This is a genomic window from Marinobacterium rhizophilum (assembly GCF_024397915.1).
In the GTDB taxonomy this organism is placed as follows: Bacteria; Pseudomonadota; Gammaproteobacteria; order Pseudomonadales; family Balneatricaceae; genus Marinobacterium_A; species Marinobacterium_A rhizophilum_A.
Genome location: NZ_CP073347.1, coordinates 172763 through 186790 on the forward strand (window position 1 = coordinate 172763; position 14028 = coordinate 186790).

At 59.1% G+C, this 14028-nt stretch carries 13 protein-coding genes; 2 read left to right on the top strand and 11 right to left on the bottom strand.

What is annotated here, in order from left to right; translation table 11 throughout:
• Positions 1-57: 57 nt before the first annotated feature.
• The 9 genes from KDW95_RS00745 to KDW95_RS00785 form a co-directional block, all read right to left on the bottom strand.
• On the bottom strand, positions 58-1413 hold the full coding sequence (locus KDW95_RS00745; protein ID WP_255854306.1) for a serine hydrolase domain-containing protein: 1356 nt from the start codon (positions 1411-1413) through the stop codon (positions 58-60).
• 16 nt (positions 1414-1429) lie between these two features.
• Entirely contained in the window at positions 1430-2197 is a 768-nt protein-coding gene (locus tag KDW95_RS00750) for an SDR family oxidoreductase (RefSeq protein ID WP_255854307.1), read from the bottom strand.
• A gap of 71 nt (positions 2198-2268) precedes the next feature.
• Complete coding sequence (locus KDW95_RS00755) at positions 2269-3591, bottom strand: spinster family MFS transporter (RefSeq protein WP_255854308.1); 1323 nt, start codon at positions 3589-3591, stop codon at positions 2269-2271.
• A 39-nt stretch (positions 3592-3630) separates the two neighbouring features.
• Positions 3631-4659 carry a 4-hydroxy-2-oxovalerate aldolase gene (dmpG, locus tag KDW95_RS00760; protein ID WP_255854309.1) on the bottom strand — a complete coding sequence of 343 codons (1029 nt, stop codon included), beginning with the start codon at positions 4657-4659 and terminating at the stop codon, positions 3631-3633.
• Between the two features lie 15 nt (positions 4660-4674).
• Entirely contained in the window at positions 4675-5586 is a 912-nt protein-coding gene (locus tag KDW95_RS00765; protein ID WP_255854310.1) for an acetaldehyde dehydrogenase (acetylating), read from the bottom strand.
• A 16-nt stretch (positions 5587-5602) separates the two neighbouring features.
• Positions 5603-5743, bottom strand: a complete 141-nt coding sequence (locus KDW95_RS00770; RefSeq protein ID WP_255854311.1) for a hypothetical protein — start codon at positions 5741-5743, stop codon at positions 5603-5605.
• A gap of 36 nt (positions 5744-5779) precedes the next feature.
• Positions 5780-6571, bottom strand: a complete 792-nt coding sequence (locus KDW95_RS00775) for a fumarylacetoacetate hydrolase family protein (protein WP_255854312.1) — start codon at positions 6569-6571, stop codon at positions 5780-5782.
• Between the two features lie 11 nt (positions 6572-6582).
• Positions 6583-7356, bottom strand: a complete 774-nt coding sequence (locus KDW95_RS00780) for a glucose 1-dehydrogenase (protein WP_255854313.1) — start codon at positions 7354-7356, stop codon at positions 6583-6585.
• Between the two features lie 33 nt (positions 7357-7389).
• Positions 7390-8358 carry a flavin reductase family protein gene (locus tag KDW95_RS00785; protein WP_255854314.1) on the bottom strand — a complete coding sequence of 323 codons (969 nt, stop codon included), beginning with the start codon at positions 8356-8358 and terminating at the stop codon, positions 7390-7392.
• Positions 8359-8562: 204 nt separating this feature from the next.
• On the opposite strand from KDW95_RS00785, the gene KDW95_RS00790 reads away from it, so the two are divergent.
• A complete protein-coding gene (locus tag KDW95_RS00790; protein WP_255854315.1) occupies positions 8563-9993 on the top strand; it encodes a coniferyl aldehyde dehydrogenase in 1431 nt (476 codons plus the stop codon).
• Between the two features lie 9 nt (positions 9994-10002).
• Positions 10003-10749 carry an enoyl-CoA hydratase-related protein gene (locus KDW95_RS00795; protein ID WP_255854316.1) on the top strand — a complete coding sequence of 249 codons (747 nt, stop codon included), beginning with the start codon at positions 10003-10005 and terminating at the stop codon, positions 10747-10749.
• A 312-nt stretch (positions 10750-11061) separates the two neighbouring features.
• On the opposite strand, the gene KDW95_RS00800 is transcribed toward KDW95_RS00795, so the two are convergent.
• Positions 11062-12570: a DUF1302 domain-containing protein gene (locus KDW95_RS00800; protein WP_255854317.1), complete on the bottom strand. Its 1509-nt coding sequence runs from the start codon at positions 12568-12570 to the stop codon at positions 11062-11064.
• An 18-nt stretch (positions 12571-12588) separates the two neighbouring features.
• Positions 12589-13980 (bottom strand): DUF1329 domain-containing protein, encoded by a 1392-nt coding sequence (locus KDW95_RS00805; RefSeq protein WP_255854318.1) that lies wholly within the window; start codon positions 13978-13980, stop codon positions 12589-12591.
• Positions 13981-14028: the final 48 nt, after the last annotated feature.

The following is a 14028-nucleotide window of genomic DNA, read 5'->3' on the forward strand; positions in this document are numbered from 1 at the left end:
TCTGGCCGTGTAGCTGTGGCCTGCACCAGTAGGCCATGTCAAGCCGCCCTTGCTGCTTTAGTGATGATTCTGTTCAGTCAGAAATTCGGAGATCCTTTGATACGCCGGTAACGTTACGCAATCGTTTGCACGGTTTGCGGCGACAGGGTGTGAAGCCAGGCGCACGATGACGACGTCATTTGTCGGGTCGATATAAATATTCTGGCCGTAGACGCCGCGGGCCATGAAGCTCTTGTTGGCGTCACCTGTGACCCACCACATGCCACGGTAAGACCAGCTGCTCAGGCTCTCGTGCAGGGGGGACTCGAATGCCGCGTGGCTGTTTCCGCGCATGATGTCCGGTACGACATCCGGGTGCAGAATCTGCTCGCCCTGGTATTTGCCACCGTTTCGCAACAGTTCGGCAAAGCGTGCCAGATCGCGCAGGCTCGCATTAAATCCGCCACCTGAGAAGGGGGTGCCGCGTTCATCGACCTGGAACTGGGCGTCGTGCTCCATGCCGATGCGACTCCAGATCCGCTCTTCAAGATAGTCGGCCACAGACATGCCGGTAACGCGTGCAACCAGCCAGCCCACGACCTCGGTATTGGCTGTTCTGTAGGCAAACCGGTGGCCGTGTTCGCCGGCTTTCTGGACGCTCGGAAGGTACTCCAGGTAACCCGTCGGGCCTGTATAGCCTTTGGGTTTAGGCAGCGGGTTTCCGGCGGCGGAAAAGGTCCATATCTCGGATTTCGGGTCGGCGTAATTCTCGTCAAAATCGATGGCTGTTGTCATGTTCAGTAACTGCTTGACAGTGGCATCACCGAAGCCGGAGACCTTGAGTTCCGGAATATAGTGAGACACCGGCAAAGACTCGTCGAGCAGCCCCTGATGCACCAGATCCAGCGCCAGGGTGCCTGTCAGTGACTTGGTCACCGACATGACCGCATGGCGGTCATAGTCGTTAAAGCCGCCCAGGAAGCGCTCGTAAACAACCTTGCCCTGGTGCATTACGATGATGCCGTCGGTGTAGGTCTGCCACAGAGATTCCTCCCAGCTAAGCGGCACCGTCGCACCCCAGGGTGTGATTTCCAGCGTATCGATTGACGCATCGAGCTCATATTGCAGGGTTTGTACCTGGGCAGTGCGCTTTTTCACCAGCGTGGTGGGCAGAAATTCGCTCATGTGCGCTGCGCTGTAACGCAGCGCCGGAAAGCGGAAAAAGGAGCCGTCGCTTAGCTTGATCCGTTTGTCTTCCGGTGGCGGGCTGCCCTGCATCCAGCCCATTTTCTCGGGTGCTGAGTCACGTGCAGAGATATAGTCGTCGGCGTTGTAGCCGGCGCTATAGTCGGGACAGACAGATGCCTGCAGCGGGCTTGCCAGCACGAGCGTGGAAAACAATGCCATTGCTGGCCGGAGCTTCAAACCTTGCATGACTTTTCTCCCGGTATTAAAACTGATCTGCGCGGATCATGGCATCCATGCCGCCGTCGATAAACAGAACAGTGCCGTTGATAAAGCGGGCCTGATCCGATACCAGGAACTCGACGCCTGCTGCGATTTCATCGGGCAGACCGGCGCGCCCCAGCGGTGCCACGAAGTTTTTCACGGCTTCGCCAAAGCGGGGGTCATCCATCGAGGCCTGGTGCAGTGGGGTTTCGACCGCGCCCGGTGCGATGATGTTCAGGCGCATGCCCTGTTTGCCCCAGCTTACGGCCGTGCGGCGGCCATAGACGGTGGCAGCATACTTGGAGGCTGCGTATACGATATGGGGTGCCTGGCAGGCCTCAGCAATCTGGCATGCCTTGGCTTCATCGTTCTCGAGCATGGCTGCGGCTATGGCATGGGGGTTGGCAACCTGAGAGCTGGCAGCCACAGAGCCGATGATAACCGCATTGCCTGTGCCGCTTTGTGCCAGGGTATCCTGAAGTCCGTCGATATATTCGGTTACGCCGAAATAGTTAACGCTTGCGATCAGTCCGCTTGAGGGCGCTGTGACACCGACGCCGGCACAGCACACCACGGCATCGAGTTTGTTGTTGCAGAGCTTCAGGGTCTGGGTGACGGCCAATTGGCGACCCTCAGGCGTGGACAAGTCTGCCTCGATATCGGCATTCACCCGGTCGACCCGGATCAGGGTGTGGCCGGCGGCCTCAAGGCGGAGGCAAACCGCCGCTCCAATACCCGAAGCGGAGCCAGTGACAGCGATAGTGGACATGATGTCTCCTCGTAATCCATTAAGCAGTGGATTTGACTATGCAAGTTGCGCTCGGTGACTTCACCGTCCGTTCAGACTATGGACAAGACCGCCGGGGTCTCGGTTGCGCGCTGGACCCGGGCTACACACGCCAGCAGCAGCATCGCTGCTGCCGTGGTGACGACCCCCAATAGCAGTGAGTAGCGCAGGGATTCAGTCCCCAGTGTGGGGACCAGCAAGTCGCTGATAAAACCGACCACCAGCGGCCCGATGCCAACGCCCAGAAGGGTGACTAGTACAGTCTGGCATGCCATCGCTACGGCACGACTTTGTGGCGGCACCAGTCGTGTGATCAGGCTAAAACAGGGGCCAACCCACCAGACCGCGAAGAACCCGTTTATACCGCACCAGATTATGGCGGTCGGCACGGCAAAGCCGTTCAGTATCAGGGTGCTGTCTGTGGGCCAGAGCAGGTAGGCCAGCATCGCAAGGATGCCAATACCGTGGCCTATTTGCGGGATAAACAGCTGCCAGCGGGGATTGCGACTGATTAAATGATCTGCAAACCAGCCGCTGAAGAGCATGCCTGCGGCGGCTGAGCCACCGCCGACAAAGCCGGCCAGTATGCCAGCCTGCTGCAATTCAAGACCGTGACTGCGTACCAGAAAGGTGGCATTCCACATGCCATAGGCGTTGGCACCCAGTGTGCTGACGCCACTGGCCAGTATCAGCAGACGAAAAGCTTTTAGCTGCCAAAGTGAGGCCAGGGTGGCGCGCATTCCCAGCGGCGGGCTCGCTATGCCGACCTTGTCCCAGGTGCCACGGGCGGGTTCACGAACAAAGAGCAAAAAGCACAGTGATACCGCGACTGCAGGTATGGCAATGATAATGAAGGTCGTGCGCCAGCCATATTCTGCTACCAGCCAGGCGCCGAGGCTCATGGCGATGATGGCGGCAAAGGTCGGGGCCGAGCTGAAGCAGCTGATGGCAAAGGCACGCCGGTGCATGGGGTAGAGGTCGGCGATCAGCGAGATCGAACTGGAGCTGACAGGGGCCTCGCCGATGGCGACCAGCATGCGCGCTACCACCAGCATGACGAAGCCTGTGGTAAAGCCGCACAGTAGGGTGGTCAGGCTCCAGATAAGGGCGCAGATGGCCAGCAGGCGAGTGCGGGACACCCGGTCGGCAAGGCGACCGGCACTCAGACCAAACAGCGCAAAAACAGCGGCAAACGCCAGGCCTGATATGAGCCCCATTGCGGTGTCGCTGGCATTGAACTCCTGCTTGATCGGCTCAATCATCACCGCCATGATCTGGCGGCCGATAAAGTTTTCTGCATACAGCAGTGTCAGCAGAAACAGCAGGCCATGGCGGCGCCAGGCCGAGGGAGAACAGACGGAGCCGGGAGTCGCCATCGCAGGAGTCCTTGCAGGTTAGGGCCAGTGAAGGGCCGGTCAGATCAGCCCTTTCTCCCGGGCCATGGTCAGCGCCAGGTCTTCGATCATGTCTTCCTGGCCACCGACTGTACCGCGACGGCCGAGCTCTACCAGGATGTCACGCGCGGGGATGCCGTATTTTTTCTGCGCTCGCTGAGCGAACAGCAGGAACGAAGAGTAGACGCCAGCGTACCCCAGGGTCAGGGCGTCTCGGTCCAGCCGGATCGGCTGATCCATCATCGGCACGACGATATCTTCGGCGACGTCCATGATGCTGTAAAGATCAATGCCAGTTTCGACTCCCATGCGCTTTAATACGGCAACGAACACTTCCAGCGGGGTGTTGCCGGCCCCGGCGCCCAAGCCTGCCACGGATCCGTCAATGCGGCTGGCGCCGGCTTCAATGGCCGACAGGGAGTTGGCAATGCCCATCCCCAGGTTGTGGTGGCCGTGGAATCCGATCTCGACATTTTGTGGCAGCTCGGCACGCAGCAGGCCGATCTTCTCGGTCACTTCGTCCGGCAACATATAGCCAGCCGAATCGGTGGCGTAGATGCAGTTGGCACCGTAGTTGACCATCAGCCGGGCCTGCTCGAGAATTTTTTCGGCACTGACCATATGTGCCATCATCAGGAAACCGACGGTGTCCATTTCCATCTTCGCCGCCATACCGATGTGCTGTTCGGACACGTCTGCTTCGGTGCAGTGGGTTGCAACACGGATGGTGGATACGCCGCAATCTCTGGCCATTCTCAGGTGATTGAGGGTACCGATACCCGGTAGCTGCAGCGCCGAGATCCGGGCGTTTTTCATCTTTGGCACCACTGCCTTGAGGTACTCCTCGTCGCTGTGTGCCGGGAAGCCGTAGTTCAGTGAAGCCCCTCCTAGGCCGTCGCCGTGGGTCACTTCGATCAGGGGCATGCCCGCCGCATCCAGAGCGGTGGATACTGCAACCATTTCGTCGAGACTTATTTGGTGACGCTTGGCATGCATTCCGTCACGCAGGCTCATGTCGTGCAGCGTGACTTTCTTTCCGTTCAAGTTCATTGCGTTGTCTCCCGCTTAGCCACGCGATGGAAGGGTGATGGTGCCATGGGTAACTTCTTCCGCGAACATCTCCGCCGTCCTTAATCCTGCGGCGGTCATGATGTCGAGATTACCGGCATATTTCGGCAGGAAGTCGCCGAGGCCTTCAACCTGCATGAATACGGAGACCTTGTTGCCATCAAATACAGGGCCGTTGACCAGGGTGTATCCCGGCACGTACTTCTGGACCTCTTTCACCATCGCATGAACTGATTCGGTGATAGCGGCCTGATCCGGCTCGCTCTCTGTCAGGCAGTGAATGGTGTCGCGCATCATCAGCGGTGGCTCGGCCGGGTTGATGACGATGATCGCCTTGCCACGCTTCGCGCCACCTACTTTCTCCACGGCACCGGCTGTAGTGCGGGTGAACTCATCAATGTTCTGGCGTGTACCAGGCCCGACGGAGCGGGATGACACTGTGGCGACAATTTCACCGTACTCGACCGGTTGCACGCGGGACACCGCGGCCACCATCGGGATGGTGGCCTGGCCGCCACAGGTGACCATATTGACGTTCATTTCGAGGTTTTTTGCATGCTGTGCCAGGTTGACCGGTGGTACGCAGAAGGGGCCAATTGCCGCCGGAGTAAGATCGATCATTATTACGCCCAGCTCGTTCAGCTTGCGGCTGTTCTCGGCATGCACGTAGGCAGAGGTCGCATCAAACGCCACACGGATATCATCTTCGATGACATGCGGCAACAGGCCGTCTACACCTGTGGCGCAGGTCTTGATACCCATCTCTGCCGCGCGTTTGAGACCCTCGGATTCGGGGTCGATACCGACCATCCAGACTGGCTCGATCCATTCGGAACGCTGCATTTTCATCAGCAGGTCGGTGCCGATGTTCCCCGGCCCAATAATGACCGCTTTAAGTTTCTGGCTCATTGAATCTGTCTCCCGGTCACAGAATGGATTGGTGAGTGTCAGCAGTCGCCGGTTTGACCCACTCGCAGCGCTGCATTGTCATCAGCAGGTCGGTACCGGCCTTTTGCCGTAAGGGACGACCCGGTCCAATAATGACCGCTTTAAGTTTCTTGCTCATAAAAGTGATTCCAGTATGGCCAGCGGCGGCTGGCACTCAGGGGATAAAACGAATGGAGCAGCTACCCAGTCCTTCAACCGTCAGGCTGAAATCGTCGCCGGCCTGCACCGGGATCAGCGGGGCCAGGGCACCTGACAGAATGATTTCGCCCTTGCGGAAAGGGATGCCGTATTCGCCCAGCGTATTGGCCAGCCAGGCGACCGCTTCAGCCGGGTGCCCCTGTACGGCGGAGCCCATGCCGGAACCGGCCGGTTCAGCATTTTTATGGATCTGCATAAACACCGCGGCCAGATCCAGGCTGTTGGGGTCGACACGGGCATCGCCGATAACAAAGACGCCGCAGGAGGCGTTGTCCGCCACGGTATCGATGATCTTGATTCGCCAGTCGTCGATACGGGAGTCGACGATTTCAAAGCAAGGCGCTACCCAGTCTGTCGCGGCGAGAACATCGGCAGCGGTCACGCCCGGGCCCTTCAGATCCTGCTTCAGACAGAAGGCAATTTCGCCCTCGGCGCGGGGCTGGATCAGGCCGGCTCGCGACAGGCTGATGGCACTGCCTTGGGGGTAGAGCATTCGGTCGGTCAGAAAACCGAAGTCGGGCTGGTGCACATTGAGCATCTCCTGCACCGCCTTGCTGGTAACGCCAATTTTTTTGCCGATCAGTACTTCACCGGCCTGCTCGCGCAGTTTCAGGCTGGCCAGAGAGATATGGTAGGCATCGTCGATGCTGAGTTGCGGGTAGCGCTCGGTCAACGGTGGCAGCGTCTTGCCTTCGCTGAGTGCGCTGAACAGTTCCAGCCCAAGCGGCTGAATAAGATCCTGAGACATGTCGTTACTCCTTAGCCGGGCCAGACGCTGCTTTCGGCACCGCCATCGACTTCGATCACTTTACCGGTTACCCAGCTCGACGCCGGCGTAGCCAGATAGAGCGCGGCCGCTGCTATATCCTGTGGCTGACCGATGCGTTGGAGCGGCGTGTTTATTGCCATTGCGGTCAGCATGGCCTCGGGGGCGGCATTTTTTAGCGCTGTGGTCATGATGGGGCCAGGCGCAATGGCGTTGACGCGAACCTGGGGGGCGAAGTCCTGTGCCAGCAAGCGTGTCAGCTGCGTCAGGGCGGCCTTGGCTGCGCCATAGGCGCTGAAGTGCGGTTGAATGTAACGGGCGGCACCCGAGGTGATGTTGATGATGTTACCGCCTTTCGCTGCGCGCATATGGGGGACGCACAGCTGCGTCAGGGCGTAGGCCGAGGTGACATTGAAGTTCAGTACCGCGGCAAATTCATCAGCGCTCAGCTTGAGTGGATCATTGGGGCCTGCGCCGCCGGCATTGTTGACCAGGTGGGTAATCTTGCCCATGCCTTGCGCTGCGGCATCGACCAGCGCCTGGCGCTGGCTCGCGTCATTGACATCACAGCTGACCGCCAGCGCCCGACGTCCCAGAGCCCGGATTTCGTCAGCAACCGCTTCGACATCGGCCAGGGTGCGGGCCGAGCAGACTACATCGGCACCGGCCTGGGCGTAGGCGAGGGCGATGGCGCGGCCCAGACCGCGGCCAGCGCCGGTAATCACGGCGACCTGTCCCTGCAGGCTAAAACTCTCGAGAATCGACATTACAGCTCCTTGTTCTTATCAGTCGTTCGCGTTTTAGACTGAGACCGCCCAAAGGTCGGGCAGCCCCGGATCGGTGTTTTCGATCAGGCGTTTCAGCAGCAGCTTCAGTGCCAGGGCGTCGCCTGGCCCCAGGGTTTCCACCAGGTCTTCTTCGATTGCCTTGGCCTGGGCGATCTGAAGCAAGGAAGCTTCGCGGCCGTCGGCGGTCAGGCGATAGCGGGGGCCTTCCATCACCACATGCCTTGCCGAAACCAGCACCTGCATGTCGGCCTGCTCGACGGTGTGGCCGGTGTAGCCGATATAGTCGTTGATCTCGTCCAGAGTGAGTCGGTCCCGGATGCAGAGCACCGAGAGTATGAAAAACTGCGCCTGGTCGAGATGCTGATCATGCAGTAGTCCCTGCAGTCGGTTGACCATCTGAAAATGCGCCCGGCCCAGCAGGTAGCCGAGCAGGTCTTCGGTGTAGCTGCACTCTGGTGGTGGTTCTGCCTTGGTCAGGCGCACTTCTTCGCGGGGTTTTCGGGCAGTGAGCGCATACTGGCCACTCTGGTACACCAGAGGTGGCAGGTCGTTGTGGTCAAAGCCGATGACTTCACCGATGAAGATAATGTGGTCACCGCCATCGTGGGTGAAGGCCGTGCGGCACTGGAAGCGTGCGGTGCAATTAGGCAGCAGGGGTGCCGGGGTAATGCCATCATCCAGCTCGATACCGGCAAATTTGTCCTCGCCGCGGGACGCGAAACGGCCGGACAGGCTCTCCTGGTCCACAGAAAGTACATGCACGTTCCAGTGCTTGCTGTCGGTAAATACCGGCAGACTGTTGGCACTCTTGGCCAGACTCCAGAGCACCAGAGGCGGATCCAGAGAGACGGAGTTGAAACTGTTGGCTGTGATTCCTACCGAACTGCCATCCGCAGCCTGGGCGGTAATGATGGTCACGCCTGTGGTGAAGGTGCCCAGTGCCGTGCGAAACGCCTTTGGGTCGAAGCTAGGCTGTGTCATGGTGTTGCCTCTGCTGGCCGGTGAGTCTGGGCCCAGTATTGCTGTCGCCACAAGCCGGGGCATCGTCTTTATGGACTAAGGCAATTAAACGGCTGTCGTCCATCCGGACGAGGTGTTTTGGGCGTTTTGCCGGTAGTAATATGACGGCAATAGTTGAGGCAGCGCCTGCCGGTGCTGCCAAGCCGATCCAAGGGAGATAACAAGATGGCTTCAGCCGTATCAACCCCCGCAGGCATTACCGACCTGCTGGCGCTACAGCAAGCAGCTTTTGGGCGCGAAGGGCGGGTACCCGCCGCCGTTCGCCGTCAGCGCATACAGCAGGTCATTGATCTTCTGGTCGCAAACAGTGATGCCCTGGCGGACGCCATGGATGCCGACTTTGGCGGCCGCAGCCGTGGCTTTTCGCTGATGAATGATGTGCTTGGGTCCCTGGGCTCGCTGAAGCACACCCGCGACCAGCTGGAAGGCTGGATGCAACCGGATACACGTACATCCTTCGCACCCTATGATCAGATGGGCGCCCGCGCCGAGGTCCTCCACCAGCCCAAGGGCAGTGTCGGCATTATGGGCACCTGGAATGCGCCGCTGTTTACACTGTTCAGTCCGCTGGCCTGTGCTCTTGGCGCCGGCAATCGCGCCATTTTGAAACCGTCGGAAATCACGCCGCGTACGGCGCAGCTCGTGGCCGAAATTATCGGTGCCCGGTTTGATCCCGAGGTGGTTGGGGTGGCAACCGGTGACGCCAGCATAGGCGCGGCTTTTGCGGCACAGCCTTTTAACCATCTGGTCTTTACCGGCAGTACCGCCGTGGGGCGCAAGATCATGCAGGCCGCCGCCGCTAATCTGGTACCGGTCACCCTGGAGCTGGGAGGCAAGTCGCCCGTGGTGTTGGGCCGTAGTGCAGATCTGAATGAAGCCTGTCGTCGACTGGCGCTCGCCAAGGGTACCAATGGCGGCCAGATCTGTATCAGTCCGGACATACTGTATGTGCCGGAGGAGACGCTGGAAGTTGCTATAGCGCAGCTTAAACAGCACTTTAATCAGTACTATCCGGGTATCGAAGACAACCCAGATCTGGTTGCGGCGGTGAACGACAATCACCTGCAGCGGGTGGAGAGCTATCTGGCGGATGCCCGTGAGCGTGGTGTACGCATCGAATCCAGTCATCCTGAGCAGGCGGGACCAGGCCGCCGTCGCCCGCTGCGCCTGGTGGTCAATCCGCCCGCCGACAGTTTGATCATGCAGGAAGAAATCTTCGGCTCGGCACTGGTGATCCAGACCTATGCTCAGACAGCGGATGCCATAGCCGATATCAACGCGCGCCCCCGCCCTCTGGCACTGTATTACTTCGGCCTGGATGCGGCAGAAGAGACGACGGTGCTGGAAAACACCCTGTCCGGCGGTGTGACGATAAACGATGCGATGATGCATGCGGCCATGCATGAAGCGCCATTTGGCGGAGTGGGATGCTCAGGGCTGGGGCATTATCACGGTTACGAAGGTTTTCTGGAGTTCAGCCACGCCCGTACGGTTTATCGTGTGCCCGAGCATGACCCACGAGCTGAGTGGGGTATGCTGCCGCCCTATGGCGAGCATTTTGAAGCCATGATCAAGGCGCAGATCACCTCGGAGTAAGGGACGACAATGAATGCAATTCTGGTGAAACAGTGTGAGGCCGGTGTGCTCAGACTTTGTCTGAACCGGCCCGAGAAACGCAATGCATTTGACCGAGAGCTCTATGCTGCACTGACCAGCGCAATTGCGCAGGCGGACAGTGATCCGGCAGTGCGGGTCGTGCTGCTGTCGGGGGCAGGCAACTGCTTCAGTGCTGGTAACGATATCGTCGATTTCCTGGATGAGCCCGCGCATGGTCGTCGTACAGATCCGCCATTGGCACTGCTGCGCGCAATGCGTTCCTGCCGCAAGCCGATCATCGCGCAGGTCGCTGGCAAGGCCGTTGGTATCGGGGCGACCCTGCTGCTGCATTGCGATCTTGTCTATGCCAGTGAGCGTTCGACGCTTGTATTCCCCTTCGTGGCCCTGGGGCTTAGCCCTGAGGGTGGTAGCTCGCAGCTGTTGCCGCGACTGGCCGGTCATATCAAGGCTTTTGAATGGCTGGTGCTGGGGGAGCCCTGTCAGGCCGAGGACGCGGTTCAGGTAGGGATGGTCAACGCGGTGGTGCCAGCGGACAGGCTGAATGAAACCTGCTTGAGCGCGGCCAGGAGGCTGGCTGCACTGGATCCTGAGGCGGTACAGCGCTCCCGCGCGCAGCTGCAACGCGCTTCAGGCCCGCAACTTGATGCCCTGATGCAGGCTGAGATGGACCAGTTTGAACAACTGCTGGAGCGTGAGGCTGCACAAAAGGCACTGCAGGCGTTCGTACGGCGCTAACTCTCCATGTTATGGCCGCTTACCGAGCGGCCGGTTCCTTCCTGCTGCACCCGGCTTCACACCTCGGATTCCTGGTTATCCTTCTCACTGGTACGACAGTTCGTCGCTAGCCTGTAAATCGCCGCGCCTGCGGCATGACCGCCAGGGACGATGAAATCCTTACTTTGCAGGAGCAAAAGTAAGGGACCGTACCTCCTGTATATTGCCGCGTCTGCGCATCCATGCGCCTGCGATATACCGTACATCCTGTACATAAAAAAACGGCCTCATAAGAGGCCGAAGGAAGAATGCAGGGGTGCTAGCAGATCAAGCTTAGAAAGCGTACTTCACTGTCAGTGAAATATTGTCACGGTCGGTCAGTTTGCGTTCCTCAAAGGGCTCATCCCAGTCGGCATCGCCCAGGTAGGTCAGGTAGTTGAGGCCGACCTGAACTCCGTTGCGGTGGGTAAAGTCCGCGCCAATGCCAAAGCGGTGATCGCCTTCACCACCAACACCGCCGGTAATGGTGCGACCGCTCAGCTGGCGCGCGTAACTGATCGGCACGCTCAAATCCCAGTTTTCGCTGATGCCTGGGTAGCTTAGGGTGAGCTTGCTGGAGAACGCCAGACCGTGGCTGGTGTAGTACAGGTCATCGGTTTCGGTACCCGCAAACCCAGGGGTGCCCCGTTCTTCAACATCCAGGATATCGACATAGGCTACCTCGGCCACCAGGGTGACAACATCCGCCAAGGGGGTGCGGCCGAAGTTGACGATGGTGTTGAGGTTGGTCTGCAAAATATCGGCCCGCGTGGGCGTCGCCGGAACGATGGGCGTATTCAGCAGTACCGGAGCCCCTTTCTTGTAGGAGACCTCACCGGCCACGGAGGCAATTCCCATCATCGTCGTGAAGGAGGCGCCGTACAGCTCGATATCGTCGAAGTAGCGCACACGATACGAGTTGGTCATTGCATTGACTTCCGGCAGCGGAATCCGGTCGTGGTAGTTCAGGTAATAGAAGCCCAGTTCCGTATCAAGACTGGTGCGGATACGAGTACCCACACCCCACTGACCTGTTTTATCCGGCTCGATATCAGCATTGCGATTGCCGAAAAAACAGGGCTCGCCGGGAGGGGCTGTCAGGCAGGTGGCGCCTTCACCAACGGCTTCACTGGTACTCAGGTAAGTCCCCGGTTCCGATACCATCACCGGATGCCAGTTGTACTGGGCATGGGCCATCAGCGACCAGTTGGGGTTCATCTCGAGCTGCATCGATATCTGATCCTCGGGGAGCAGGATATCCTTGACCTCGGTGCCAGGTATGCCGGACTTGGTAGCATCCGAAGGCCCCTGCGCTAGTGATATGCTCGGCAGAAACAGGGCCTCGCCCCAGGCAACGACATGCTTGCCCAGGCGCAGGTTCAGCAGGCGGTCGCTTCCCAGATCAAAGGTCGTGTAGCCATACAGATCCAGCAGGCGGGTATAGCCGCCATGAAATTTCTCGGCATCGGATGAAAACTTGTCATCATCCTGGTAGACATCGTCGTAAAAGGTGCTGGCGGACATCACCAGGCCGGTATCGCCCTTGTGCAGGCGGCCTTCCATGAGCAGCGCCAGACGATTGGAAATCAGATCGCCATCGTCAAAGTTCTGGTTGCCGCTGCTGCCGGTGAAGGCGGGGTCGGCTTGGCCTTCGGTACGCGCGGCGGCGGTATAGGTTGCCGTGCCTTTCCAGTCCAGCGTCAGGTCATTGCCAAGGTCGATAGCCTCGCCAGCCTGTGACTGGGCACTCATGCCTGCACTCAGGATGGCGAGGACGAGGAGGTTGGGTTTAAAGCGTGTCATCGGTTCAGACCTCGGTCATCAGTGGCTGGAGCGGCGCAGGGCGGCGGGGGTGAACATCTCTTTGGTAAACTTGCCAGCGTTCAGAATCGGGCCCTTTTCCAGATCCTGGAACAGGTTGTAGCCTATGTAACCTCCAGTGGCCAGGTCCTGATAGAAGCTGCTGCCAGCGTGCCAGGCGTTCATATCGTAGGCATAGTAATAGTTGACTATAGCGTGGTTCACCAGCTCGCCACGGGTGTCGTAGAAATCACTCATGATGCCGTGCCAGGTATCCTCGTCGATGTAGAGTACTCGCTTGCCGTACTTGTGGCGGTGAGTGTCCTTGAGGTTGCCTTCAAGTACCCAGACCCGGCGCAGTTCATAACGCATAAAGGCAGGGTTGGGGTGGTTGGGTGTCAGCAGCTCATCGTAGGAAACGCTTTCCTCGTGCACCTTGTAGGTATTAGCCGGAACGTAGATTTCCTTCTTGCCTTTCAAAACCCAGTCATAACGCTCCGGGGAGCCGTTCATCAGCCGGTCCTGGTCGATGGTCATTTTGCCGGAAGTGCCGGCAGCGGGAGTGTCGAAACCATACTCTGGCAGTTGGCGGACGCGTCGTGTTCCAGGGTTGTAGTTCCAGGCCAGGCGTTCGCCCTGGGCAAAGTTCACCGGTTCAATGGAAACCGTGCCGGTACCTTCGTTGCGGGTCGGCAGCAGGGTGCGGGTATCGCTGTAGGCCATGACCTCGCCAATCGGTTTGCCCATGTGGCTTGGTTCGGTAACGATGTTCAGGCCCTTGTTGGTGGTGCGACCCCAGGTGACCTTGCCGCTGTTGTTTACTTCCGCCAGGTCGCGCTTTTCCATCTCTTCGGTGTAGGCGCGGTAAGGGAAGTTGTGGTTGGCAAGCACCTGCATGGCTTGGTTTTCACCGGATGGAATCGGGAAGGGGATGGCGCCCATGTAGCCGGTAAAGCCCATGCCACCGTCGACAAGGGTAGATTCAAGCGCATTGCGCTTGGCAATTTCGCACACCTCATCGGGGTAGCGGAAATCGCGCCGGCCCTGGTAGACCGGGATCTGGTAGCTGGTTGCGAAGCGTTTTAGCAGGGCGATCTGGCCTTCGCTCAGGTTGTCCTTGTACTGCTCCCAGTTTTGACCGTCTATAACCAAAATCGGCTTGTCATCCGCATAGGGGTCAATCGGGTGCTGGCCGACATTGGGTGTGTAGTTGATGCCTGGTGGAGTACCGAGCCACTTGCCGGAGAAGGCTGGGATGGTGCCTGCGTCGTTACCTGCGGTGACAGCGCCGACGCAGGTGAGCTCGTTGCCCAGCTTGGCCGCTTCGGCGGCGGAAACCTGGGCATTGGCAGAAACAGACAGAGTAAGGACGACTGAAGCCGCCAGGGGCTTCCACAAGTGCTGCTTTTTCATCTTGCCTCCTGATACAAACCCTTTTGCCACTGAGGGTTACTCAGCTGA

What these genes read in the sequence shown, in the direction of transcription:
- KDW95_RS00780 (WP_255854313.1), bottom strand. Translation starts at nt 7,356, where the DNA reads ATGTCGATTCTCGAGAGTTTTAGCCTGCAGGGACAGGTCGCCGTGATT.
- dmpG (WP_255854309.1), bottom strand. Translation starts at nt 4,659, where the DNA reads ATGAACTTGAACGGAAAGAAAGTCACGCTGCACGACATGAGCCTGCGT.
- KDW95_RS00765 (WP_255854310.1), bottom strand. Translation starts at nt 5,586, where the DNA reads ATGAGCCAGAAACTTAAAGCGGTCATTATTGGGCCGGGGAACATCGGC.
- KDW95_RS00785 (WP_255854314.1), bottom strand. Translation starts at nt 8,358, where the DNA reads ATGACACAGCCTAGCTTCGACCCAAAGGCGTTTCGCACGGCACTGGGC.
- KDW95_RS00755 (WP_255854308.1), bottom strand. Translation starts at nt 3,591, where the DNA reads ATGGCGACTCCCGGCTCCGTCTGTTCTCCCTCGGCCTGGCGCCGCCAT.
- KDW95_RS00770 (WP_255854311.1), bottom strand. Translation starts at nt 5,743, where the DNA reads ATGAGCAAGAAACTTAAAGCGGTCATTATTGGACCGGGTCGTCCCTTA.
- KDW95_RS00805 (WP_255854318.1), bottom strand. Translation starts at nt 13,980, where the DNA reads ATGAAAAAGCAGCACTTGTGGAAGCCCCTGGCGGCTTCAGTCGTCCTT.
- KDW95_RS00775 (WP_255854312.1), bottom strand. Translation starts at nt 6,571, where the DNA reads ATGTCTCAGGATCTTATTCAGCCGCTTGGGCTGGAACTGTTCAGCGCA.
- KDW95_RS00800 (WP_255854317.1), bottom strand. Translation starts at nt 12,570, where the DNA reads ATGACACGCTTTAAACCCAACCTCCTCGTCCTCGCCATCCTGAGTGCA.
- KDW95_RS00745 (WP_255854306.1), bottom strand. Translation starts at nt 1,413, where the DNA reads ATGCAAGGTTTGAAGCTCCGGCCAGCAATGGCATTGTTTTCCACGCTC.
- KDW95_RS00795 (WP_255854316.1), top strand. Translation starts at nt 10,003, where the DNA reads ATGAATGCAATTCTGGTGAAACAGTGTGAGGCCGGTGTGCTCAGACTT.
- KDW95_RS00790 (WP_255854315.1), top strand. Translation starts at nt 8,563, where the DNA reads ATGGCTTCAGCCGTATCAACCCCCGCAGGCATTACCGACCTGCTGGCG.
- KDW95_RS00750 (WP_255854307.1), bottom strand. Translation starts at nt 2,197, where the DNA reads ATGTCCACTATCGCTGTCACTGGCTCCGCTTCGGGTATTGGAGCGGCG.